This is a genomic window from Kitasatospora sp. NPDC085879 (genome assembly GCF_040686255.1).
Taxonomy (GTDB): domain Bacteria; phylum Actinomycetota; class Actinomycetes; order Streptomycetales; family Streptomycetaceae; genus Kitasatospora.
The window spans coordinates 1-21,243 of sequence record NZ_JBFBJZ010000018.1; the positions used below are offsets into that span (position 1 = coordinate 1).

Consider the following 21,243-nt stretch of genomic DNA (forward strand, 5'->3'; position numbering starts at 1 on the left):
ACCTTGCCTCTCCCGGGGCGGCCGGGGGGCCGCTCCGCCGCGCGGCGCCCCCGCGGGGGGGGGGGGCCGCACTGCGGCACCGCCCGCCCGGCCGTTCCCGGGCGCCGCGACCGCTCAGCGCCTGGCCGTCAGCGTGGCCCCGACGCTGGCCGCGACCACACAGCCGATGCCGGCCAGCTGCACCCCGCCGAGCAGCTGTCCCAGCACCACCAGCCCGACCAGGGCGCTGACCGCCGGGTCCAGGCTCACCAGCACGCTGAACACCCGCTGCGGCATCCGCCGCAGGGCGGTCATCTCCAGTGCGTACGGCACCACGGGGAAGAGCAGCGCCACCCCGGCCACCGCGAGCAGCAGCAGGGCGGGCGCGGAGGCGGCGGAGAGCCCGTGCCAGGCCTGCGCCGCGCCGAAGGGCGCGACGGCCAGTGCGGCGACCGTGAGGGACACGGCCAAGCCCTCGAAGCCCTTGAAGACCGCGCCCACCTTGTCGGTGAAGAGGATGTAGCCGGCGTAGCAGGCGGCCGCACCGAAGGCGTAGCCGAGGCCGACCGGGTCCAGGGCCGTGCCGCCGGACCCTTCGCCGAGCAGGGTCAGCAGCACCACGCCGCCCGCCGCGAGCAGCGCCCACAGCAGGTGGCTCACCCGGCGGGAGAGCGCGATGGCGACGGCCAGCGGCCCGAGGAACTCGATGGTCGAGGCGGTGCCCATGGGCAGCCGGTCGGTCGCGCCGGCGAACAGCAGGGTCATCCCGGCGGAGGCGAGTCCGAGCAGGACGGCCGAGACCAGGTCGCGGCGGCTGCGGCCGCGCAGCCGCGGCCGGGTGACGGCGAGCAGGACCACCGCGGCGACGGTCAGCCGCAGGAAGGTGGCCCCGCCGACGCCCAGCACGCCGAACAGCGACTTGGAGGAGGCGATGCCGAGCTGGCAGGTGACCATGGCCGCCACGCACAGCAGCGGCGCCGGGATCGATCCCAGGCGCCGCTGCGGTGTGGTGGTCCGTCCGGGACGGCCGGCCGGTGGCCGGTGCCGTTCGGTACGGGTGGTGCCCGTGCCCCGGTCCGGGGGTGCAGCGGCGGCGGGGCCGCGTCGTCGCCAACCACCGCGCTCGCCGGCGGGCTCGCCCTTGGGGGAGGGCGGCATGGCGAAGGCGTCGGCGACCTGGTCGCCGGTGTGAGCCGTGCGGAGTGGCTCGAAGGTGTTGGCAGCGGACATGCGGTCGAGTCTGACGTAAGGAGTCATATGGTTGCAAGCCTGTTACCAGGATGCGGGACGGGCCCACCGGTCGGGTGAATCGGCGGCCGGGCGGCGCGCGCCTGCCGCCGGAGTCGGACGATCCGTCAGTACGACTGTGACGTGCGCTCCTTGGGAACCGCCGCGCTGGCCGCGGCCTCGTCCGTCCTGCTGCTCGGCTCCGTCGGCGTCCCGGCGGCGGCCGCCGCCCCACGCCCCGGGGCGCCGCGCCCGGTCCGCACCGTGCTCGCGGACCCGGCCACCGACCCGTCCTCCGGGGTCCGGCTGCCGGAGGGCGAGCTGTACTCCGGCCCGGGCTTCGACGCCTGCACCGCCCCGCCGCTCGCCACCATGCAGACCTGGTGGGACGACTCCGCGTACGGCGCGGTCGGCATCTACGTGAGCGGCTCCCAGCGCGGCTGCAGCCAGTCCCGGCTGACCGCCGACTGGGTGACGAGGTCCCGCGACATGGGCTGGAAGTTCGTCCCCACCCATGTCGGGCTGCAGGCGCCGTGCAGCACCAGCAGCAACAAGCCCAAGCACATCGACCCGGCGAACGCCGTCGCCCAGGGGCAGCAGGAGGGCGCCGAGGCCGTCTCGGCGATGCGCGCCCTGGGCTTCGGCGACGGCAGCCCGGTCTACCTCGACATCGAGGCCTACCCGCGAGGCGACACCCGCTGCAGCCAGGCCGTGATCGACTTCACCGTCGGCTGGACCCAGGCGCTGCACGCCGCCGGCCACCTCGCCGGGTTCTACTCCTCCGCCGAGTCCGGCATCGCCGACCTCGCCGCCGCCGCCAGGGCCGGCAGCTCCCCGCTGCCCGACGCCGTCTGGTACGCCCGCTGGGACGACCACGCCAACACCACCGACGGGGCCGGCGCCCTCAACCCCGACCTGTGGACCGACCACCGCCGGATCCACCAGTACCGCGGCAACGTCCAGGAGTCCTACGGCGGCAACGCCCTCACCATCGACCGCGACGAACTCGACTCGCTGGTCGGCTGAGCGGCCCGGAGCCGGCTCAGCCGCGGTACGGCGGGGTGATCCCCCAGTCCCAGCGCGGCATCGGAGACTCCGGCAGCGGCGGCGGGTTCGGACCGGAGTAGAGCACCGCCATCCGGGTGCCCCACTCCAGGTAGTGCGCCAGCACCGCGCGGAACTCCGGGTCGTCCGGCAGCCCGACCTCGTCCGCGGTGTCGGTGAGCAGGGCCACCCAGCGGCGCCGCTGCTCCTCGGTGATGCCCCGGCCCAGGTGCCGCGAGGCCATGTGCCGGTGGCCGCCGTACTCCGTGCTGTACGCCGGCGGGCCGCCGAACACCTCGCCCAGCCAGGCCGCCACGTGCCGCGCGTGGGCCGGGTCCTTGCCGGCGAAGACCGGCGCCAGCAGCCCGTCCTCGTCGACCCGCTCGTAGAAGCGGGTGAACAGGCGCTCCAGCGCGGGCGCGCCACCCGCCCACTCGTACAGCGTCGGCACCGAGCCGCCGCGCCCGGCGACCGGGGTGGCCTCCTCCACCGACAGCCCGGACGGCTCCGCGTACGGGGCGAGCGCGGCGACCAGGGCCTCGCCCTCCCGGCTCTCCCAGAACGCCTGCCGGCCCTCGTCGGACGTCCAGCGGATGCGCAGCCCGTACCCGTCCGGATCCCCGGCCGAGCGCTCCAGGGCGTAGTCGACGCAGGCCCCGGCCCCGCCGAGGCCGTCCACGGCGCGGCGGCAGGCGGCCTCGAAGGCGGCCCGGTGCTGCGGCCCGGCGAGCCGGTACCGGATGTACTCGACGGTCATGGCACGACTCAAGCGCGGCCGGCCGCTCCGGGCAACCCGTCGCCCGCCGGCCGGGCCCCGGAGACGCTGGTCTCAACTCCGCCACGGATGCTGACACCGGGCCCCGGCCGGGGAAAGAATCGGCACGTCAGCGGCGACTACCTGCGAGTAGCCCGCCGCGAGACCCACCACCGGTCAAGGAGGACCCGCGTGTTCAGCACCATGCAGGACGTACCGCTCACCGTTGCCCGGATCCTGGCGCACGGGACGACCGTCCACGGCAGCTCCACCGTGACCACCTGGGACGGCACCGGCCCCGTGGTCCGCAGCTACGCCGAGGTCGGGGCCCGCGCCGCGCAGCTCGCCCACACCCTGCGCGACGAGCTCGGGGTCACCGGCGACCAGCGGGTGGCCACCCTGATGTGGAACAACGCCGAGCACCTGGAGACCTACCTCGCGGTGCCCTCGATGGGTGCCGTGCTGCACACCCTCAACCTGCGGCTGCCCGCCCAGCAGCTGGCCTTCATCGTCAACCACGCCGCCGACCACGTCGTCGTCGTCAACGGCAGCGTGCTGCCGCTGCTCGCCGGCGTGCTCGGACAGTTGAACGACACCCTCGAGCACATCGTGGTCAGCGGCGAGGGCGACCGCTCCCTGCTCGACGGCTTCGCCGGCACCGTCCACGACTACGAGGACCTGATCGCCGACCGCCCCACCGCCTACCCCTGGCCCGAGCTGGACGAGCGGCAGGCCGCAGCCCTCTGCTACACCTCCGGCACCACGGGCGACCCCAAGGGCGTCGTCTACAGCCACCGCTCGGTCTACCTGCACTGCCTGCAGGTGATGGCCGCCGACAGCTTCGGCCTCACCTCCCGCGACACCGCGCTGCCGGTCGTGCCGATGTTCCACGTCAACGCCTGGGGCGTGCCGCACACCGCCTTCATGTCCGGCGCGAACCTGCTGATGCCCGACCGCTTCCTGCAGCCCAAGCCGCTCGCCGAGATGATCGCCCGGATCCGGCCGACCGTCAGCGCCGCCGTCCCCACCATCTGGACCGGCCTGCTGGACGAGCTCGACGCCGGCTCCTACGACACCTCCAGCCTGCGCATGGTGGTCATCGGCGGCTCCGCCTGCCCGCCCGCCCTGATGAAGGCCTTCGAGGACCGCCACGGCATCAACGTCGTGCACGCCTGGGGCATGACCGAGACCTCCCCGCTCGGCACCTTCGCGCTGCCGCCGGGCGGCCTCACCGCCGAGGAGGAGTGGCCCTACCGGCTCACCCAGGGCCTCTTCCCGGCCTCCGTCGAGGCCCGGCTGATCGGCCCCGGCGGTGAGCGGATGCCGCACGACGGCAAGGCCGCCGGCGAGCTGGAGGTCCGCGGCCCGTGGATCGCCGGCGCCTACTACGGCGGCGCCGGCCGCGACCCCGAGCGCCCCGAGGACAAGTTCAGCGAGGACGGCTGGCTGCGCACCGGCGACGTCGGCACCATCACCCCGGACGGCTACCTCACCCTCACCGACCGCGCCAAGGACGTCATCAAGTCCGGCGGCGAGTGGATCTCCTCCGTCGAGCTGGAGAACCATCTGATGGCCCACCCGCAGGTCGCCGAGGCGGCCGTGGTCGCCGTGCCGGACGAGAAGTGGGGCGAGCGCCCGCTGGCCACCGTGGTGCTGCGCCCCGGCGCCACCGCCGGCCTGCGCGAGCTGCGCGCCTTCCTCGCCGAGCGGGTCGCCTCCTGGCAGCTGCCGGAGCGCTGGTCGATCGTCGAGGCGGTGCCGAAGACCTCGGTCGGCAAGTTCGACAAGAAGGTCATCCGGGCCGACTACGCCGCCGACCGGCTGGACGTCACCCTGCTCGGCAAGGAGTAGCCGGAGATTCCTCTCCCCTCGCGGAATACCCCCCAGGGGTATCACGTTCCTGCTGGACGGAACCCGCGAGGGGAGAGGAGCCCGCACCATGGAGCACCACCCGCACCACCCCGCACACCACCACCAGCAGTCCGCCGAGCAGGGCACCGGCTGGTCCACCGCCGTCCGCGCCACCCTGCACTGCCTCACCGGCTGCGCCGCCGGCGAGATCCTCGGGATGGTCCTCGGCACCGCCCTCGGCCTGCACACCGGCGCCACCGTCGCGCTCTCGGTCGCGCTGGCCTTCGTCCTCGGCTACGCCCTCACCATGCGCGGCGTGCGCAAGGCCGGCCTGCCGCTCGGCGCGGCCCTGCGCGTCGCGCTCGCCGCCGACACCGTGTCGATCCTCGTCATGGAGCTGATCGACAACACCGTCATGGTCACCGTGCCCGGCGCGATGGACGCCGGCCTCGGCAGGCCGCTGTTCTGGGCGTCCCTGCTGCTCTCGCTGGCGATCGCCTTCGCCCTCACCGTGCCGGTCAACCGGTGGCTGATCTCCCGCGGGCGGGGCCATGCCGCGGCCCACGCCCACCACTGAGCGGGCGTCAGCCCCCGGCGGCCGTACCGGCCTCGGAGAGCGAGCCGATCCGGCCGAGCAGGTCGACGATCCTGGACTGCACGTCCTCGGTCGTCGACCGCTCCGCGAGGAACAGCACCGACTCGCCCGTCCGCAGCCGCGGCAGCTCCTTCGGGTCGAGGCCCACCGAGGTGTAGACGACCATCGGGGTGCGGTGCAGCCGGTCGTTGGCACGCAGCCAGTCCAGCAGGCCCAGCTGGCGGCGCTCGATCCGCAGCAGGTCCATCACCACCAGGTTCGGCTGGACGCTGCTCGCCCGGGCCACCGCGTCGTTCTCGTCCACGGCGTGCTCGACGTGCATCCCGCGCCGTTCCAGGCTCGCGATCATCGCGCCGGCGATGTCCGGGTCGGACTCAACCAGCAGCACCCGCGGTGCGTGGTTCTCGCTGTCCCGCGGGGCCAGCGCCCGCAGCAGCACCGCCGGGTCGGCGCCGGCCGCCGAGTCCCGGGCCGCCTGCCCGAGGCCGGCCGTGACCAGCACCGGCACCTGCCGGTTCAGCGCCGCGGTGCGCAGCGACTCCAGCGCGGTGCGGGTGATCGGCCCGGTCAGCGGATCGACGAACAGCGCGGCCGGGAAGCCCGACACCTGCGCGTCGACCTCCTCGCGGGAACGCACGATGACCGGCCGGTAGCCGCGGTCCTGGAGCGCCTGCTTGGTGGAGGCGTCCGGCTCCGGCCACACCAGCAGCCGCCGCGGCCCGCCGTCGACCGCCGGCACCAGCACCGTCGGCTCGTCCGCCGGTACGGGCGCCGCACCGGCCGGGGCCAGCTCGGACAGCGGACGCGGCGGCGTCCGCGGCTCCAGGGCCGCCGGGACGGCCGGCTCCGCGGCACGGGCCGGCGCCGGTAGTGCGGGCAGCTCGGCCGGGGCACCGGACCGGCCGACCGCGGCGGCCTCCGGCTGTGGGAAGGCACTGGGGAAGGCCGCCGCGAACGCGCTCTGCAGCGGCCGCGGCGGGCTCAGCTCGCCGAGCCCGGTACCGACCGGCTGTGGCTGGGCCGGCACGGCGGGCTCGGGCACCGCCGGACGGGCCGGTTCGAGCTCTGCCGACGGGGCCGGCGCCGCCTCGGCGGCCGGCGCCGGCAGCGCGGCGGGAGCCGGCTGCTCCGGGGCACCGGCCGATCCGGCCTGCTCCGGCTCGGCGGGCACCGCGAGCCGCCGGCGGCGGCCGGTGGGCTGCACGGGCGGCTGGGCGACCGGCGGACCGGCAGGCAGGGCGTGCTCCAGACCCGGGTAGACCGGCATGCCCGGCTCGGGCACACCCGGCAGCGCGACGGCGCCGGCCGGGGTCTCGTCGGCCGCGGCCCGGCGGCGGCGCCGGGCCGGCCGGGGCTCCTCGCCGGAGGCGCCCTCCGACGCGCCGTCAGCCGCCGCACGGGCACCGGCGTCCACGGGCACACCGTTCGGCGGGGTGTCCCCCTCGGCGGCCGGTGCCTGCGGCTCCGGCGACTCGGCGGGCGCGGCCGCCATCGGCCCGAGCGGGACCGGCCCGCTGCGGTCGTGGTCGGCGGGCTCCCGCCCGGCCCGCCCGGCCCGCCCGGCCGGCTCCGCCGGGCCGCTCTCCCGCGGCTCGGCCGACGCCACCTGGGGCAGGTCCGGCAGCATCGCGGTGTCGGTCTCCTTGGGCACGCTCGGCCGGCCCGCGGCCGCCCGCGCCGTCGCCGGGTCGAGCGGCAGCTCGACCACGTACGTCGTCCCCGCGCCGCCCGGCAGCTCGTGCCGCTGCAGCACGCCGCCGTGCCGCTCGACCGTGCCGCGCGCGATCGGCAGGTGGACGGGGCTGCTCTGCCGGGCCGGGCCGCGGACCTCGATCCGGGCGACCTCGCCGCGCTGCGCCGCGGCGACCACCACCATCGGGGCGTCCCCGCCGACCGGCGGCAGGGCGGGCACGCCGAGCGCGGGCGACACGCCCGTCCCCGGCGCGTCCAGCGACGGGGTGATACCGCTGACGTCCGCCACCAGGTGGGCGAGCGCGCGGGCGAGCCGCTCCCGGTCGGCCGTCACGTCGACGGCGGCCGCGTGCACCGAGTAGCGCACCCGGCCCGGGCCGACCAGCTCCCCGGCGTGCTCCACCGCCCGCTGGACGACCGCGTCCAGGCCGACCGGCTTGCGCTTGAGCTGCTGCCGCCCGCTCTCCACGTCGGCCTCGAAGGCCTGGTGGGCGAGCACGCCGTCGATCAGGGTGCCGAACCGCCGGCACTCGTCGGCGAGCCGGCGCAGCGTCCAGTTGGCCTCCGGCCACAGCTGCCCGGCCGGGTCCGTGGCGAGCGCGTCGATCCGGGTGTGCAGGGCGGTGAGCGCGTCGCCGAGCTCCGTCTCCAGGACGGCGGTCAGGTGCTCGTTGCGGGCGACGAGGGCGAGCTCCCTCGTCCGGTCGGTGAAGGTCATCACCGCGCCGACCAGCTGCTCGCCGTCCCGGACGGGGGCGGTGGTGAGGTCGACGGTGACCGGGGTGCCGTCCTTGCGCCACAGCACGGCGCCGCGCACCCGGTGCTTGCGGCCGGACAGCAGGGTGTCCATCAGGGCGGAGCCGTCCGCGGCGAGCGGGGTGCCGTCCGCCTGCGAGTGCTGGACCAGCGGGTGCAGCTCGCGGCCCCCGAGCTCGCTGGCCCGGTAGTCGAGAATGTGCGCCGCCGCCGGATTGACCAGCACCACGCGGCCCTCGAGGTCGACACCGAGCACACCCTCGGCCGCCGCCCGGAGGATCATCTCGGTCTGCTTGTGCTGCCGCCGCAGCTCCGCCTCGACACCGAGCCGGCCGGAGAGGTCGCGGACGAGCAGCAGCAGCAGGTCCTGGCCGGAGCCCTCGCGGTACGGGTCGTACGGGACGTAGCCGCGGCCCTCGGCGGCCCCGTCGTCGGCGAAGTCGTTGCCGGAGACCTCGACCGGGAAGGTGCTGCCGTCGGTACGGCGGGCGGTCATCCGGACCGGCTTGTCCAGGCCTTCGGACTCGGCCGTCGCCGGGCGCATCGAGCCGGGGATGCGGCTCGGGTCGAACTCGGGCAGCAGGTCGAGCAGGCCGCGCCCGACCAGGGAGGTGCCGGGCGCCTGCAGGCTCTCCACGGCGGCCTTGTTGGCGTCCACCACGGTGCCGTTGCTGTTCACCAACAGCAGCGCGTCGGGCAGCGCGTCGAGTATCGCGGCGAGGCGAGCAGCGCCTCGGGTCGGCCTGCTGCTCACGTCGACAGGTCTCCTCACGGCTTGGGCCACGTCGGCGGGGCTCGCCGGCTGGTCACGGCGGGCGCTCGCGGCTCGCGCTCTCCTCGGGCCCCGGCAGTATCTCATTGTTCTTTGCGCTGTGGACGACCCGCCTAGTAACGTTGTCGGTGGTTGGTGTCGGGCCCGTGGGCTGTGGCATCATCACTTGCGCACGGAGTGCGTCCGGGGTCATCGGGCGCGTTCCGGGTGGAGGAGGCTTCGCCTAGTCCGGTCTATGGCGCCGCACTGCTAATGCGGTTTGGGCCTTAAAGCCCATCGAGGGTTCAAATCCCTCAGCCTCCGCCTCGTGGACAGCCCCGTCGGCATCAGCCGGCGGGGCTTTCCGTTTGCCCCGAGGGGCGGCCGCAGGAGCCCGGGATCAATCGATTTCACCCCCGGTCGACGGTCATGTAATGTTGTCCCCGCACCGCCCCGGAGGCCAGCCGCCAGGGCGAGCGCTCATAGCTCAACGGATAGAGCACTTGACTACGGATCAAGAGGTTGCAGGTTCGAATCCTGCTGAGCGCACCACAACCCGCCGCAGCGGCCCCTCGGGGTCGCCCAGGCGCTCATAGCTCAACGGATAGAGCACTTGACTACGGATCAAGAGGTTGCAGGTTCGAATCCTGCTGAGCGCACCACCCGAAGGCCCCGGACACCGTCCGGGGCCTTCGTCGTTCCAGGGCGCCGGTCAGCCCAGCTCGGTCCGGTTGATCCAGGCGATGTCCCGCGGCTGCAGGAAGCGCTCCGCAGCGCTCGCCGGCCGGCTGCGGTCCAGGGTGTCCGGCACCGGGTCGTGCCGGACGAGCTCCGGGTCCGCGCCCAGCCGTGCCAGTCGGGCGGCCACCGCGGGCGCCAGGTCGGGCGGGCCGCTCAGCAGCACGTCCCGGCCCGAGCAGTCGCCGAGCCGGATGAGGCCCTCGTGGACCAGCGCCACCGCCTCGGCGCGGCCGGCCCCGTCCTCGGGCGCGGCCAGCACCATCTCCAGCCGGGCGTACCGGTCGACCAGGGCGCGCACCGCGTCGAGGTCGTAGTGGTCGGCGTCGCTGCGGGCGCCGAGCAGGACGGTCGCCCGCCGGTCGCCCCGCTGGGCGAGCGCCTCGACCACCGCCTTGACCTGGGCCCAGCCGGTGCCGCCGGCCACCGCCAGCAGCGGCCGCCGGGAGTACGGGTCGAGCACCGCGGTGCCGAGCGCGGGCCCGAGCCGCAGCTGTTCGCCGGGCAGCACCTCGTCGACCAGGACGGGGGAGAGCAGCCCGTCCGGCACCCGGCGGACGTGCACCTCCAGGGTGCCGTCGACGCGCGGCGCGCAGCCGATCGAGTACGGGCGCCAGACCTGCGGCACCCGCGGTGAGCAGAGCGTCAGGTACTGGCCGGGCGTGAACGGGTAGGGCCGGTCGGGCGCCAGGGTGAGCACGGCGACGTCCGGGGCGGCCCACCGCCGGTGCACCACCTCGGCCTGCCACCAGGCCGGCTCGTCGGCCGGGACGGCCCGCTCGGCGTCGATCATGGCCTGGGAGATCACCGTCCAGGCCTCGGTCCAGGCCTTCTCCTGCTCCTCGGTCCAGGCGGCGCCGGCGAACCGCCGCAGGGTGGCGAGCAGGCTCGCGCCGACGGCCGGGTAGTGCTCGGGCCGGGCGCCGAACTTGCGGTGGTCGCGGCCCAGGGCGGTGAGGTAGCCGGCCAGCCGCTCCGGCTCGTCGAGGCGCTGCACCAGGTGGGTGATCGCGGCGAGCAGCCGGTCGCGCTGCTCCTCCATCCGCTCCGGGAAGAGCGCCCGGACACCGGGGTTGTGGGCGAACAGGTGGGCGTAGAAGTAGGCGGTCAGCTGGTCCGCGCGGCGTTCGACCACCGCGAGGCCGGCCCGGAGGACCGCGGGGTCGAAGGCCACGGCCCCGGCCTCACCCGTCCGCCCCGGCGGGCCCCGCGGCCACCAGCGCGCGGCCCATGGTGTCCGCCACCACGCCGTACACCGCCGCCCAGGCCGCCTCCGCCTGCGGCGACCAGGCGTCGCCGGCGAAGTGCCGCAGGGTGGCGATCAGGCTCACGCCCACCGCGGGGAAGTGCTCCGGCAGCGCGCCGTAGCCGGCGTGCCGGCGGCCGAGGCCGGTGAGGACGCCGACCAGGGTGTCGGTGTCCTCCAGGTTCGCGACCAGGGCGCCGAGCGCGGCGAACAGGCGGTCCTGCTGCTCGTCCAGGTGCTCGGCGAACAGCGGACGGACGGCAGGGTGGTGCTCGAACAGGTGCCGGTAGAACCAGGCCGTCACCTCGGTGCCGTGCGGCTCGACGGCGGCGAAACTGCTCTTCACGAGAACGGGGTCGATGCTCACGGGCGCCGACTCTACTGACGGCGCGTCATATCGAACAGAGTGCGTCGACACGTGATCGGAAAGCGCCAGGAGCGGTGATCGCAATCCGGCCGGAGTGGCGGAAAACCGCCCACCGGGCGGCGACCCGGCCGGCGCGGCGGCCGTTCGGGTGCACATCAGGATCCGCCTACGGGTGTCTGAACTTGACGGACCGTCGACCGTGCTTCGCTTTTGTCGGATGTTATGGCCGCGTCATCTCCCGGCTGTGCGCGGCCCGGCACACGGCAGCGAAGGAGCGCCGGATGACCCGACGGTTCTGCTTCCCGGCGCCCGCCCGCCGGGCCCTGGCGGCCGCGGCCACCGCAGGGCTGCTGCTGCCCGCCGCGCTCGCCGCCCCGACCCCGGCCCAGCAGAGCCCCGCCACCTGGACCCAGGAGCGCACCGCCGCCCTGCCCTCCGGGCTCACCGTCCGGCTCGACTTCTCCGCGCTCCCCGGCATCACCGCCACCGCCGCCCCCGGAGCACTCGCCGACCGGGCCGGCAGCGCCGGCAGCGGTGCGACCTTCGCGGACGGGACGCGCCCCGGCGACCCCGCCGAGACCTTCGACATCACCGCCGACCGACCCGCCGCGGACGGCTCCTGGCGCACCCTCGGCACCCTGCGGATCGCCTTCTCCCGGCCGATGCGCAACCCCCGGCTGCACGTCGGCGGCCTCACCGCGCGGGCCACCGCCACCACCGGCACCACCGCGGCCGCCGTCCGGCTCACCGCCACCGGCGGCACCCCCACCGCCCCGACCCTGGTCGGGCGCACCCCCTGGACGGGATGGACCGAGAACGGCAACGAACTCGCCCCGCCCGACGACACGCAGGCCGACACCGCGGCCGACGGCGCCGGCACCCTCGAACTGGCCGGCACCGTCGGCACCGCCACCCTCCGCCTGGAACAACGGACCACCGCCCGGGACGGCTCCACCACCACGCCGCCCCCGCTGCACACCTCCTGGACGGTCACTGTCGAAGAGTCGCTCGGCACCGCCCCTCAGGGCTACGGCAACGCCTCCCACCTGCTCTCCGACCTCTACCTCGGCCGGGACGCCACCGACGACCGGCACCGCGAGCGTGCCGCCGCGGCGGCTGCGGCCCGGCCGCTGGTCCCCGGCCCCGGCGGGGCGGCGTCCGGGGACGCGGAGCAGCCCGCCGCGCCCACCCGGCCCCTGGTCGAACTCGTCCCCGCGGCGGCCCGCAGCGTGTGGGCCAACCCGGTGCCGCCCCGCACCGGTCCGGGCCACGGCGAGTACCCGGGCGCCGACCCGACCCTCGGCTTCCCCACCGAGGCCGCGAGCGGCGACTGCTACCGGGTCGACGTGCCCGTCGCGCCCGGCCCCGGCCCCGCCGTCCTGGCCGGCTGGGTCGACTTCGACCGCAACGGCCGCTTCGACCCGCTGGAGCGGGTGCAGGCCGAGGTGCCGCAGGGCGCCGCCACCGCCCGCCTGGAGTGGGCGGTCACCGGCCGGGTGGTCGCAGGGGAGACCTGGGCCAGGCTGCGGATCGCCCGGGACGCCTCCCAACTCGTCACCCCGGGCGGCTTCGCCGACTCCGGCCAGGTCGTCGACCAGCGGATCCGCCTCGCCGGCGGCTCCGCCCACCCGGAGATCTCCGCCCCGGCGAACGGCACGGTCACCGCGGAGGTCCGCCCGAAGGTCGCCGGCCCCGGCGCGCCGGCCGGCGCGAGCACCGCCGTCACCGACGGCGACCGCACCCTCTGCACCGCGACGGCGGCCCAGGACGGCGGCTGGACCTGTCGACCCGGCGAGGCACTGGCCGACGGCGAGCACACCCTGACCGCAGTGGTCACCACCCGCGCCGGCGCCGTGCTGCGCAGCGAGCCCGTCCGGCTGACCGTCAAGACCGCCCCGCCCGCGGCCCCCGCGTTCACCCTGCCCGAGTACACCAACGACCCCGGTCTGCTCGTCACCGGTGTCGGCGAGCCCGGCAGCACCGTCTCGGTCACCGAGGCCGGCCCGACACCGCGGGCCGCCGGCGAGCTCTGCAGCACCGGCGTCGGACCGGACGGCGGCTGGTCCTGCCTGCCGGTGGAGAGCCTCGACGACGGCGTCCACCAGCTGACCGCCACCGCGGTGGACGCGGCCGGCAACACCGCCCGGAGCCGGGAGGCCGCGCTGACCGTCGACACCGTGGCACCGGCCCGTCCCGTGTTGGAGGCGCCGAAGGCCGGCGCCGCGGCGCCCGCCCGGGCGCGGTTCGCCGGACGGGCGGAGGCCGCGGCCACCGTCACCGTCGGGGCGAAGGCGGCGGGCGGGGACCGGCTCGTCCTCTGCAGCGCCACCGCGGGCGCCGACGGCACCTGGGCCTGCACCGCCGACCGCGCCGCGCCGGAGGGGGAGCAGGTGCTGCTGGCCACCGCCGCCGACCGCGCCGGGAACAGCACGGCGGGGGAGCCGGTGACCGTGCGGATCGCGGCGGAGCCCGCACCGGTCTCGCCTTCGCCGTCCGGGTCCTCGCCTTCGCCGTCGGCCGCCGAGCCGCCCGCAGCGGAGCAGCCGGCCGACCCGGGCGCGGCGGCCTCCGCCGACGGCGGTTCCGCACAGGGCGGCCGGGCGCGGGCGGTGCCGCCCCGGCCGGAGCGTGCGTCGTTCCAGTGGCCGGCCCCGGACGTCCGGCTGCTCGCCGGCTTCGGCGGGCTGCTCGCGGGCCTGGCGGTCGCCGGACTGCTGCGGCGGCTGCTCGCCCGCGGCTCCGGCACCCGACGCAAGGGCTGACTATTCGTCAGTTCACGTGATGGCGACGGGAATCGACACGCCCGTCTTGCGTGAAATGTCGCATTTGATGACTTGTCGACCTAGCCTGAGATCCGGTGTCGGCCGTCCGCTTCGACCGGCCGCCCGCGCCTTGCCGCACCCGAACCCGAGGACCGTGCATGGACGTCACCCGCGACTCATCGCCACGACCCGCCCCCCGGCCGGCCGGGCCGCCCGACCCCGCGGCGGGCGGCCCCGGAGGGCCCGGCTCGGCCGGATCGACCGCCGCCACCGGCAAGGCCCAGCCCGCCCGCGCCACCAGCGGCGGCCTGACCGCCCCCGCCCCGGGCACCGCCGCCCGGGCCGCGCTGCCGGAGGACCCGCCCACCCGAGAGCTCACCCCCGTCCGCGCCGAACCGGACACCGACACCCCCGCGACCCGCCGTCCGCCCCGCGTCGACCAGGCGCTGCGCGAGCGGCACGCCTTCGCGCTGCCCGGCTGGCTTGCCCTGCTCGTCCTGCTGCTGGGCACCGCCGGGCTGCTGGCCGTCCTCGTCCGGGCCGGTGTGGTGCCGGAGTTCGAGGCGCTCCCGGACATCCGGACCGAGGCCGTGCGGCGCGGCGGCCCCGCCGGGCTGACCGGCGCCGAGATCGCCGCCGTCGCCTCCGTCGGCCTGCTACTGGTGGCCGTCCTGGCCGGGCTGCTCTCCAACCCCGGCGGCGAGGCCAGGGTGCTCACCCGCTGGGGCCGCTACCGCGGCACCGTCCGCCGGGCGGGCCTGCTCTGGGTCAACCCGCTGGTGCGGCGCCGCCGCGTCGACGTCCGGCTCCGCCACTGGCGCAGCGACCCTGTGACGGTCACCGACCGCACCGGCACCCCGATCGTCGTCCGGCTGCTGGTCGTCTGGCGGGTCCGGGACACCGCCCGCGCCGTGCTCTCGGTGGCCGAGCACGAGGCCTACCTGCGCGAGCAGATCCACGCCGTGCTCAGCCGTACCGCCAGCCGGCTGCCCTGCGACTCCGACGCGGGACCCGGCCCGGCGCTCCGGGACGGCCAGTGGTTCGCCGACGAGCTCAGCCGCGCCCTGGCCGCAGAGGCGCACCCGGCCGGACTGGAGGTGTACTCGGCGCAGCCGATCGCCCTCGACTACGCGCCCGAGGTCGCCGAGTCGATGCGCCGCCGCCGCCTCGCCGACCTCGACGCGGGCCTGCGCACCGTCCTGGTCGACGACGCCGTCGAGGCCGCCGCGCTCGCCGTCCGCCGCCTCGAACGGGCCACCGCCCACCAACTCGACGAGGCCGCCCGCAGCGCGCTGATGGAGCAGCTGCTGGTCGCCTTCGTCGCCCCCGTCGGGGTCGTCGGCGCCCCGGTACCCGCCCCGGCCGCCCGGCCGGCCCGCAAGGAGGGCGCCGGCCGCAGGGAGGGGCGGCCGGCGTGACCATAGCCGCCGACCCCGCCCCGATCGCCTTCGTCGAGGTCACGCCCGCGGGCTGCCGCTGCCGGCGCTGCGCGGTCGCGGGCCCGGACGGGGCGGCCGGCCGCGTCCTCCGGCCCACCCGACCCGTCCGGGGCCGCCGCGCCCTGCGCGCGGCCTGCCTTTCGGCCGCCGTCCTGGCCGGCCTCGGCGCCGGCGCCTCCGCCGCCCGCGCACTGCCGCGCCCGGACGGACCCGGCTGGGACGGCTCCCGCTACTGGTTCCGCACCGGGGGGTGACGCTGGACCGCCCGCTGATCGGTCTACCTCGCCCGCACGGGCGCCCACCCGGCGGCCACGCCCGCCGCGCCGGATGCCGCCGCCGCAGAGCCCGCCCCCGCACAGCCCGCCCCCGCCGGGCAGCCCGTACCTGCCGCGCAACCCGCAGCCGCCGCACAGCCCGCCGCCGGTCCGCCGAACGACCGGGAGGCGGCCGTGGCCTTCGCCCTGGCCCAGCTCGGCAGGCCCCACCGGTGGGGCGGTGAGGGCCCGGGCGGCTACGACTGCTCCGGCCTCGTCCAGCAGGCGCTGCGCCGTGCGGGCGTCGACCTGCCGGGGGTCGCCGCGACCAGTACGCCGCCGGCACCCCCGTCACCGCCGACCGGCTGCGCCGCGGCGACCTGCGGTTCTGGTCGGACAGCGGCCGGGCCTCCGGCATCGGGCACGTCGCGCTCTACCTGGGCGACGGCCGGTACGTCGAAGCGCCCCGGCCCGGCCGCACCGTGCGGATCTCCACCGTCCGCGCGGGCTACCACCCGACCCACGTCGGCCGGCCCTGGACGCTCTGTCCACAGGCTGTGGACGGTCCCTGCGTGCGAGACTCCCGCGGCCGCCGCGCGCAGCCCGTGGGCCTACGCGGAGGCCGCGTCCAGCAGGGCGGTCTCCTCCTCCGCCAGCCGCAGGTCGACCGCGGCCAGCAGCGCCGGCAGCTGCTCGACGGTGCGGGCGCTGGCGATCGGCGCCGCCACCGTCGGCCGGGCGGCGAGCCAGGCCAGGGCCACCGTGGCGGGCTCCACCCCGCGGACGGAGGCGATCTTGTTCAGGGCCTCCAGCACCAGCAGCCCGCGCGGCTCCGCCAGGTAGCGGGCCGCGCCCTGGGCGCGGGCGCTCGGCACCTCGGCGCCGCCCGGGCGGTACTTGCCGGTGAGGAAGCCCGAGGCCAGCGCGTAGTACGGCACCGCGGACAGCCCGTTCGCCGCCGCCACGTCGGCGAGCCCGCCCTCGTAGGTGCCGCGGGAGACCAGGTTGTAGTGCGGCTGCACCGCCACGTACCGGGCCAGGCCCTCCCGGTCGGAGAAGGCCAGCGACTCGGCCAGCCGGTCCGCGCCGATGTTGGAGGCGGCGATCTCGCGGACCTTGCCCTCCTTCACCAGCTCGTCCAGGGCGGTGACGATCTCCTCCACCGGCGTCCCGGGGTCGTCCCGGTGGGTGTAGAAGAGGTCGATCCGCTCGATGCCCAGCCGGACGAGCGACTCTTCGGCGACCCGCTTGATGTTCGCGGCCTTCAGCCCGGGCGCGTCCGGGTGCATCCCGACCTTGGTGGCGACCACGATCGCGTCGCGGTTGCCGCGGCTGCGCAGCCAGTTGCCGATCACGGTCTCGGACTCGCCGCCGGTGTTGCCGGGCACCCAGGACGAGTACATGTCGGCGGTGTCGACGAAGTTGCCGCCGGCCGCCGCGTAGGCGTCGAGGACGGCGAAGGACTGGGCCTCGTCCGCCGTCCAGCCGAAGACGTTGCCGCCGAGGCTGAGCGGCGAGACTTCCAGGTCGGAGGCGCCGAGGGTCACCCGGCGGGCGTCGTTGCGGTAGTCGGTCATGCCGCGAGTCAACCCGATCCGAGGACCGGCCATTCCGGGGCCGGGCGCGTGTTCACGCGCTTGTCGCGCGGGTGTTGCACATGCAGGTGGGGGGAGCCTGTGGAGATCACCCCTGCGAGGGGTCCGGGGTGTTCCGGGGACACCGGCGTTGGCTAGAGTCCTCGCCATGGCTGACAACGACTACGACCCCGCCGGCAGCACTCAGATGTTCCGGGCGTTCGTCGACGAGACCCCGGCCCCGCAGGCCCCCGGCTCCGTCAACACCTACGGCAGCAGCTCCTCCAACCGTGGCGGCATGGTCGTCGCCTTGGTGGTGCTGGCCCTCGTCGTCATCGGCGGCGTGGTCTGGCTCGCCGTCAAGTAGGCGGCCCGGCTCACGGGCCGCGGGACGCGGCGCGGTCCCTAGACTGATCGGGCCCGCGCCCGCCGTCCCCCGTGCCCCAGGAGGCCCCCGCCGTGACCCAGCCCACCGAGACCGCGCGCAGCCTGGGCCTGAGAGGGGCCGTGAACGCCCGCGACCTGGGTGGCTACCGGACCGCCGACGGCCGGGTGCTCAAGCCGGGCACCGCCCTGCGCGCGGACGCGCTCAACCGGCTCGGCGAGGAGGACCTCGCCCTGCTCTCCGACCACGGGCTGCGCCAGATCGTCGACCTGCGCAGCCTCGCCGAGGTCCGTGAGGCCGGCCCGGACATCGTGCCCGGCCTGCCCACCGCCGAGATCGCCGCCGCGGAGCTCTCCGCCACCCCGGTCACCGTCGAGCGCATCACCGCCGACGGCATCACCCTGCACCACCTGCCGGTCTTCGCCCGCGAATTCGACATCTACGTCGCCCTGCGCAACGCGCTCGCCGACCGTGACGCGGACAAGCAGCGCGCCCTGCTCGGCGGCGGCCGGGCCGAGGCCATGATGGTCGGCCTCTACCGCTGGTTCGTCACCGACACGGTCGCCCGGGACCGCTTCGCCACCCTGATCCGGCTGCTCGCCGAGCCCGACGGCACCCCGCTGCTCTTCCACTGCTCGGCCGGCAAGGACCGCACCGGCTGGGCGGCCGCCCTGGTGCTGACCGCCCTCGGCGTCGACCGCGACACCGTCTACACGGACTACCTGCTGACCAACGAGCGCTCCGCCGCCATCGTCGAGCACGTGGTGGACAGCTTCGGCACCCGCGGCCTGATGAAGGAGCCGGCGCTGCTGCTGCCGATCTTCCACGCGGACCGCGCCTACCTCGACGCCGCGTTCGAGGAGGTCGCGGCCGGCTGGGAGAGCTTCGACGACTTCTGGCGGGACGGCCTCGGACTGGACGAGGCCGTGCTGGACGGGCTGCGCACCAACCTGCTCGCCTGACCGGCCCGCGGCCCCTGCCGCCGGTCGGCGCGTGCCCGGTCGGCGGGCGCCCTGTCAGCCCTCCGCGGTCAGCCCGGCCCGGAGCTGGGCCAAAGTCCTGGTCAGCAGCCGGGAGACGTGCATCTGGGAGATGCCGATCTCCTCGCCGATCTGCGACTGCGTCAGGTTGCCGAAGAAGCGCAGCATGATGATCCGCCGCTCGCGCGGCGGCAGCTTCGCCAGCAGCGGCTTCAGCGACTCGCGGTACTCCACGCCCTCCAGGGCCAGGTCGTCGTAGCCGAGCCGGTCGGCCAGCGGCCCCTCGCCGTCCTCCTCGCCGGGGGTGGAGTCGAGCGAGCTGGCGGTGTACGCGTTGCCCACCGCCAGGCCCTCCACGACGTCCTCCTCGCTGACGCCGAGGCAGGCGGCCAGCTCGGCGACGGTGGGGGAGCGGTCGAGCTTCTGCGCGAGCTCGTCGCCCGCCTTGGTGAGGGCCAGGCGCAGCTCCTGGAGGCGCCGCGGCACCCGCACCGACCAGCTGGTGTCCCGGAAGAATCGCTTGATCTCGCCGACCACGGTGGGCATGGCGAAGGTCGGGAACTCCACCCCGCGGTCCGGGTCGAAGCGGTCGATGGCCTTGATCAGCCCGATCGTGCCGACCTGGACGATGTCCTCCATCGGCTCGTTCCGGCTGCGGAAACGCGCCGAGGCGTAGCGCACCAGCGGCAGGTTGAGCTCGATCAGGGTGTCCCGGACATAGGCGTGCTCGGCGCCGCCCGGCTCCAGGGCGGCCAGCCGGCGGAACAGCGACCGCGAGAGCGTCCGGGTGTCCAGCGGGCGCCCGCCGACCACCGGATCGGCCCCGGCCCCCGGCGTCGGGGCGCCCTCCGCCCGCTCCCCGCCCTGCTGCTGCGGGATCGCCTGCAGCACGGCCCGCACCCCGGCGGCCTGCTCCCCAGGGATCTCCTCGACGACCGCACCGATCGACTCTCCGGACACGCGCCCCACCCCCTCGTGACTGACTGTTCAACGGGCATCAGCGCTGCGTGGTTCCCGCCGATCGGCCCTCCCTCCCACCCCCATACCGGCCCACCGGCCCCGGCAAACCCGGCCGTCGCGAGATGTCACACGGCGGTAACGCGGCGCGATCTTCCGTCCGGCTCACTCCTCCCAGGAGTTGCCGGTCCGCAGCCGGGTGAGGATGCGCGACAGCAGCCGGGAGACGTGCATCTGGGACATCCCCAGCTCGGTGGAGATCTGCGACTGCGTCAGGTTGGCGAAGAACCGCAGCATGATGATCCGCCGCTCCCGCTCGGGCAGCTGCACCAGCAGGTGGCGGACCATGTCGCGGTGCTCGACGTCGGCGAGGGCCGAGTCCTCGTAGCCGAGCCGGTCCAGCAGGGCCAGGCCGCCCTCGTGCTCCTGCGCGGCCTCCAGCGAGGCGGCGTTGTATGCCCGGCCGGCGTCCAGGCAGGCCCTGACGTCCTCCTCGGGGATGCGCAGGCTGGCCGCGATCTCCGGCACCTTGGGTGCCCGCCCGTGGGTGACCGTCAGCTCCTCCATCGCGCCGCTGACCTGCACCCACAGCTCCTGCAGCCGGCGCGGCACGTGCATGGTGCGGACGTTGTCGCGGAAGTAGCGCTTGATCTCGCCGAGGATGGTCGGCAGCGCGTACGTCGGGAACTGCACGCCCCGGCCCGGGTCGAAGCGGTCGATGGCGTTGATCAGCCCGATCGTGCCGACCTGGACGATGTCCTCCATCGGCTCGCTGCGGCTGCGGAACCGGGTGGCCGCGTAGCGCACCAGCGGGATGTTGATCTCGATCAGGGCGGCCCGGACGCGTTCGCGCTCCGGGACTTCCGGGGGCAGTTCGCCGAGCCGCTCGAACAGGACCCGGGTGAGCGTGCGGACGTCCACGGGCGTGCGGGTGCCGCTCTGGCGGTCCCTCAGCCCGGCCGCCTTCAGCTCCGCGACGAGGCTCTCCGCGGGCGGCGGGGCGGACTGCTCCCCGTCCGTGCCCCGCGCGCTGTCCTGTGTCCGCACGGACACGTCACCCCTCCCAGAGTCGACATCTGCGATCCGGGCCCGCCGCCTGAGCGGTCCCGCCGCTCTCACCACCTCGCCAGATCCGGCAAAACCGGTCATAGCATCACAAGTCGTCCACATCGGCGGCAAGCACCGCCTCTAGGCGTGTTGGCTGACAGTGCGCCGATGGCCGAAGTGTGCTGCGGTCCTCCGCCCGGGGTCGGGGGCGGAGGGCCGCAAGGGTAGTGCGTATGCGATGTTATGGGCTGGGGATCAGACCTCGATGTCGGCGATCACCCAGGTGGCGAACTCCCGCCACTGCCCCGCGGCGGCCTGATGGGCCGGGTGGGTCAGGTACGCCTGCAGCGCGTCCCGGTCCTCGACCAGGCTGTTGATCGCGTAGTCGTAGGCGATGTCGCGCACGGTGGTGTTCCAGCCGCACTCCCACTCGCGCAGCTCCGGGATCTGCGGACCGAGCTCCGCGAACGCCTTCGCACCGGCGATCGCCCGCTCGTCGTCCCGCGAGACGCCGTCGTTGAGCCTGAACAGGACCAGGTGCCGGATCACGATGCCGCTCCTAGCTGGAAGGGTGAACGAACCCCGCCACGGTAGCCGCTCGCCGGCCGGTCTCAGTTCACCAGCCCGGTCATGAACGTCCCCACCGCCTTCGCGGCGTCCGAGATGCCCACGAACCCGGACTGCACCAGCTCCGCCGCCCTGGTGGGTGACGTGATGATCGTGTAGATCACGAAGATGAGCAGGAGATACATGCCGATCTTCTTCGCCTGAGCCATCGAACGGGCCTGCCTCCCTGCCGCGGGGCCGCCGTCGCTCTCCCCGGGCGCCCTCCTGCTGCTGCGCAG

At 75.5% G+C, this 21,243-nt stretch carries 18 protein-coding genes, 3 tRNA genes and 1 pseudogene; 12 read left to right on the forward strand and 10 right to left on the reverse strand.

Features of this window, described 5'->3' with window-relative positions; all coding sequences use genetic code 11:
• Window positions 1-114 precede the first annotated feature (114 nt).
• Complete coding sequence (locus tag AB0P35_RS15955) at window positions 115-1,209, reverse strand: EamA family transporter (protein ID WP_363511063.1); 1,095 nt, start codon at window positions 1,207-1,209, stop codon at window positions 115-117.
• A 141-nt stretch (window positions 1,210-1,350) separates the two neighbouring features.
• Here AB0P35_RS15955 and AB0P35_RS15960 point away from each other — a divergent pair, with 141 nt between their 5' ends.
• Window positions 1,351-2,232, forward strand: coding sequence for a DUF1906 domain-containing protein (locus AB0P35_RS15960; RefSeq protein ID WP_363511065.1), 882 nt, complete (start codon window positions 1,351-1,353; stop codon window positions 2,230-2,232).
• A 16-nt stretch (window positions 2,233-2,248) separates the two neighbouring features.
• Here the strand turns inward: AB0P35_RS15960 and AB0P35_RS15965 are convergent, their stop codons facing one another.
• Window positions 2,249-3,007 carry a group II truncated hemoglobin gene (locus tag AB0P35_RS15965; RefSeq protein ID WP_363511067.1) on the reverse strand — a complete coding sequence of 253 codons (759 nt, stop codon included), beginning with the start codon at window positions 3,005-3,007 and terminating at the stop codon, window positions 2,249-2,251.
• A 189-nt stretch (window positions 3,008-3,196) separates the two neighbouring features.
• Between AB0P35_RS15965 and AB0P35_RS15970 the strand changes: the two genes are divergently transcribed.
• Window positions 3,197-4,855, forward strand: coding sequence for a long-chain fatty acid--CoA ligase (locus AB0P35_RS15970; protein WP_363511069.1), 1,659 nt, complete (start codon window positions 3,197-3,199; stop codon window positions 4,853-4,855).
• Between the two features lie 88 nt (window positions 4,856-4,943).
• Window positions 4,944-5,432, forward strand: a complete 489-nt coding sequence (locus tag AB0P35_RS15975; protein ID WP_363511071.1) for a DUF4396 domain-containing protein — start codon at window positions 4,944-4,946, stop codon at window positions 5,430-5,432.
• A gap of 7 nt (window positions 5,433-5,439) precedes the next feature.
• Here AB0P35_RS15975 and AB0P35_RS15980 read toward each other — a convergent pair whose 3' ends face one another.
• Window positions 5,440-8,652 (reverse strand): PAS domain-containing protein, encoded by a 3,213-nt coding sequence (locus tag AB0P35_RS15980; protein ID WP_363511073.1) that lies wholly within the window; start codon window positions 8,650-8,652, stop codon window positions 5,440-5,442.
• A 230-nt stretch (window positions 8,653-8,882) separates the two neighbouring features.
• On the opposite strand from AB0P35_RS15980, the gene AB0P35_RS15985 reads away from it, so the two are divergent.
• The 3 genes from AB0P35_RS15985 (at window position 8,883) to AB0P35_RS15995 (ending at window position 9,311) form a co-directional block, all read left to right on the forward strand.
• Window positions 8,883-8,973 (forward strand) — tRNA-Ser (locus AB0P35_RS15985).
• Between the two features lie 152 nt (window positions 8,974-9,125).
• Window positions 9,126-9,201: transfer RNA gene (locus AB0P35_RS15990), tRNA-Arg, on the forward strand.
• 34 nt (window positions 9,202-9,235) lie between these two features.
• Window positions 9,236-9,311: transfer RNA gene (locus AB0P35_RS15995), tRNA-Arg, on the forward strand.
• 50 nt (window positions 9,312-9,361) lie between these two features.
• Here the strand turns inward: AB0P35_RS15995 and AB0P35_RS16000 are convergent.
• Both AB0P35_RS16000 and AB0P35_RS16005 read right to left on the reverse strand, forming a co-directional pair.
• Complete coding sequence (locus AB0P35_RS16000) at window positions 9,362-10,561, reverse strand: globin domain-containing protein (protein ID WP_363511075.1); 1,200 nt, start codon at window positions 10,559-10,561, stop codon at window positions 9,362-9,364.
• Between the two features lie 10 nt (window positions 10,562-10,571).
• A complete protein-coding gene (locus tag AB0P35_RS16005; RefSeq protein ID WP_179419433.1) occupies window positions 10,572-11,000 on the reverse strand; it encodes a globin family protein in 429 nt (142 codons plus the stop codon).
• A 281-nt stretch (window positions 11,001-11,281) separates the two neighbouring features.
• Here AB0P35_RS16005 and AB0P35_RS16010 point away from each other — a divergent pair, with 281 nt between their 5' ends.
• The 4 genes and pseudogenes from AB0P35_RS16010 to AB0P35_RS16025 all read left to right on the forward strand — a co-directional run.
• Entirely contained in the window at window positions 11,282-13,762 is a 2,481-nt protein-coding gene (locus tag AB0P35_RS16010) for an Ig-like domain-containing protein (RefSeq protein ID WP_363511077.1), read from the forward strand.
• A 158-nt stretch (window positions 13,763-13,920) separates the two neighbouring features.
• Complete coding sequence (locus tag AB0P35_RS16015) at window positions 13,921-15,180, forward strand: SPFH domain-containing protein (RefSeq protein ID WP_363511079.1); 1,260 nt, start codon at window positions 13,921-13,923, stop codon at window positions 15,178-15,180.
• The gene (locus AB0P35_RS16020) at window positions 15,177-15,455 is read left to right on the forward strand and encodes a hypothetical protein (RefSeq protein ID WP_363511081.1); all 279 of its coding nucleotides are present in this window, start codon (window positions 15,177-15,179) and stop codon (window positions 15,453-15,455) included. Before AB0P35_RS16015 ends, AB0P35_RS16020 begins: the two co-directional genes overlap by 4 nt.
• Before the next feature lie 195 nt (window positions 15,456-15,650).
• A pseudogene (locus AB0P35_RS16025) lies at window positions 15,651-15,967 on the forward strand (C40 family peptidase); the annotation flags it as partial.
• A 99-nt stretch (window positions 15,968-16,066) separates the two neighbouring features.
• Here the strand turns inward: AB0P35_RS16025 and AB0P35_RS16030 are convergent.
• The gene (locus AB0P35_RS16030) at window positions 16,067-17,032 is read right to left on the reverse strand and encodes an aldo/keto reductase (protein WP_363511083.1); all 966 of its coding nucleotides are present in this window, start codon (window positions 17,030-17,032) and stop codon (window positions 16,067-16,069) included.
• Window positions 17,033-17,198: 166 nt separating this feature from the next.
• Here AB0P35_RS16030 and AB0P35_RS16035 point away from each other — a divergent pair, with 166 nt between their 5' ends.
• Window positions 17,199-17,396, forward strand: a complete 198-nt coding sequence (locus AB0P35_RS16035; RefSeq protein ID WP_095874021.1) for a hypothetical protein — start codon at window positions 17,199-17,201, stop codon at window positions 17,394-17,396.
• A 92-nt stretch (window positions 17,397-17,488) separates the two neighbouring features.
• Window positions 17,489-18,376 carry a tyrosine-protein phosphatase gene (locus AB0P35_RS16040; RefSeq protein WP_363511086.1) on the forward strand — a complete coding sequence of 296 codons (888 nt, stop codon included), beginning with the start codon at window positions 17,489-17,491 and terminating at the stop codon, window positions 18,374-18,376.
• Between the two features lie 54 nt (window positions 18,377-18,430).
• Here the strand turns inward: AB0P35_RS16040 and AB0P35_RS16045 are convergent, their stop codons facing one another.
• The 4 genes from AB0P35_RS16045 to AB0P35_RS16060 all read right to left on the reverse strand — a co-directional run bounded on the left by AB0P35_RS16045 (window position 18,431) and on the right by AB0P35_RS16060 (window position 21,150).
• Complete coding sequence (locus tag AB0P35_RS16045) at window positions 18,431-19,363, reverse strand: RNA polymerase sigma factor SigF (RefSeq protein ID WP_363511088.1); 933 nt, start codon at window positions 19,361-19,363, stop codon at window positions 18,431-18,433.
• A 153-nt stretch (window positions 19,364-19,516) separates the two neighbouring features.
• Entirely contained in the window at window positions 19,517-20,320 is an 804-nt protein-coding gene (locus AB0P35_RS16050) for an RNA polymerase sigma factor SigF (RefSeq protein WP_095875560.1), read from the reverse strand.
• 333 nt (window positions 20,321-20,653) lie between these two features.
• Window positions 20,654-20,947 (reverse strand): Dabb family protein, encoded by a 294-nt coding sequence (locus AB0P35_RS16055; protein WP_095874024.1) that lies wholly within the window; start codon window positions 20,945-20,947, stop codon window positions 20,654-20,656.
• A 62-nt stretch (window positions 20,948-21,009) separates the two neighbouring features.
• Window positions 21,010-21,150, reverse strand: coding sequence for a hypothetical protein (locus tag AB0P35_RS16060; RefSeq protein WP_179419212.1), 141 nt, complete (start codon window positions 21,148-21,150; stop codon window positions 21,010-21,012).
• Window positions 21,151-21,243 lie beyond the last annotated feature (93 nt).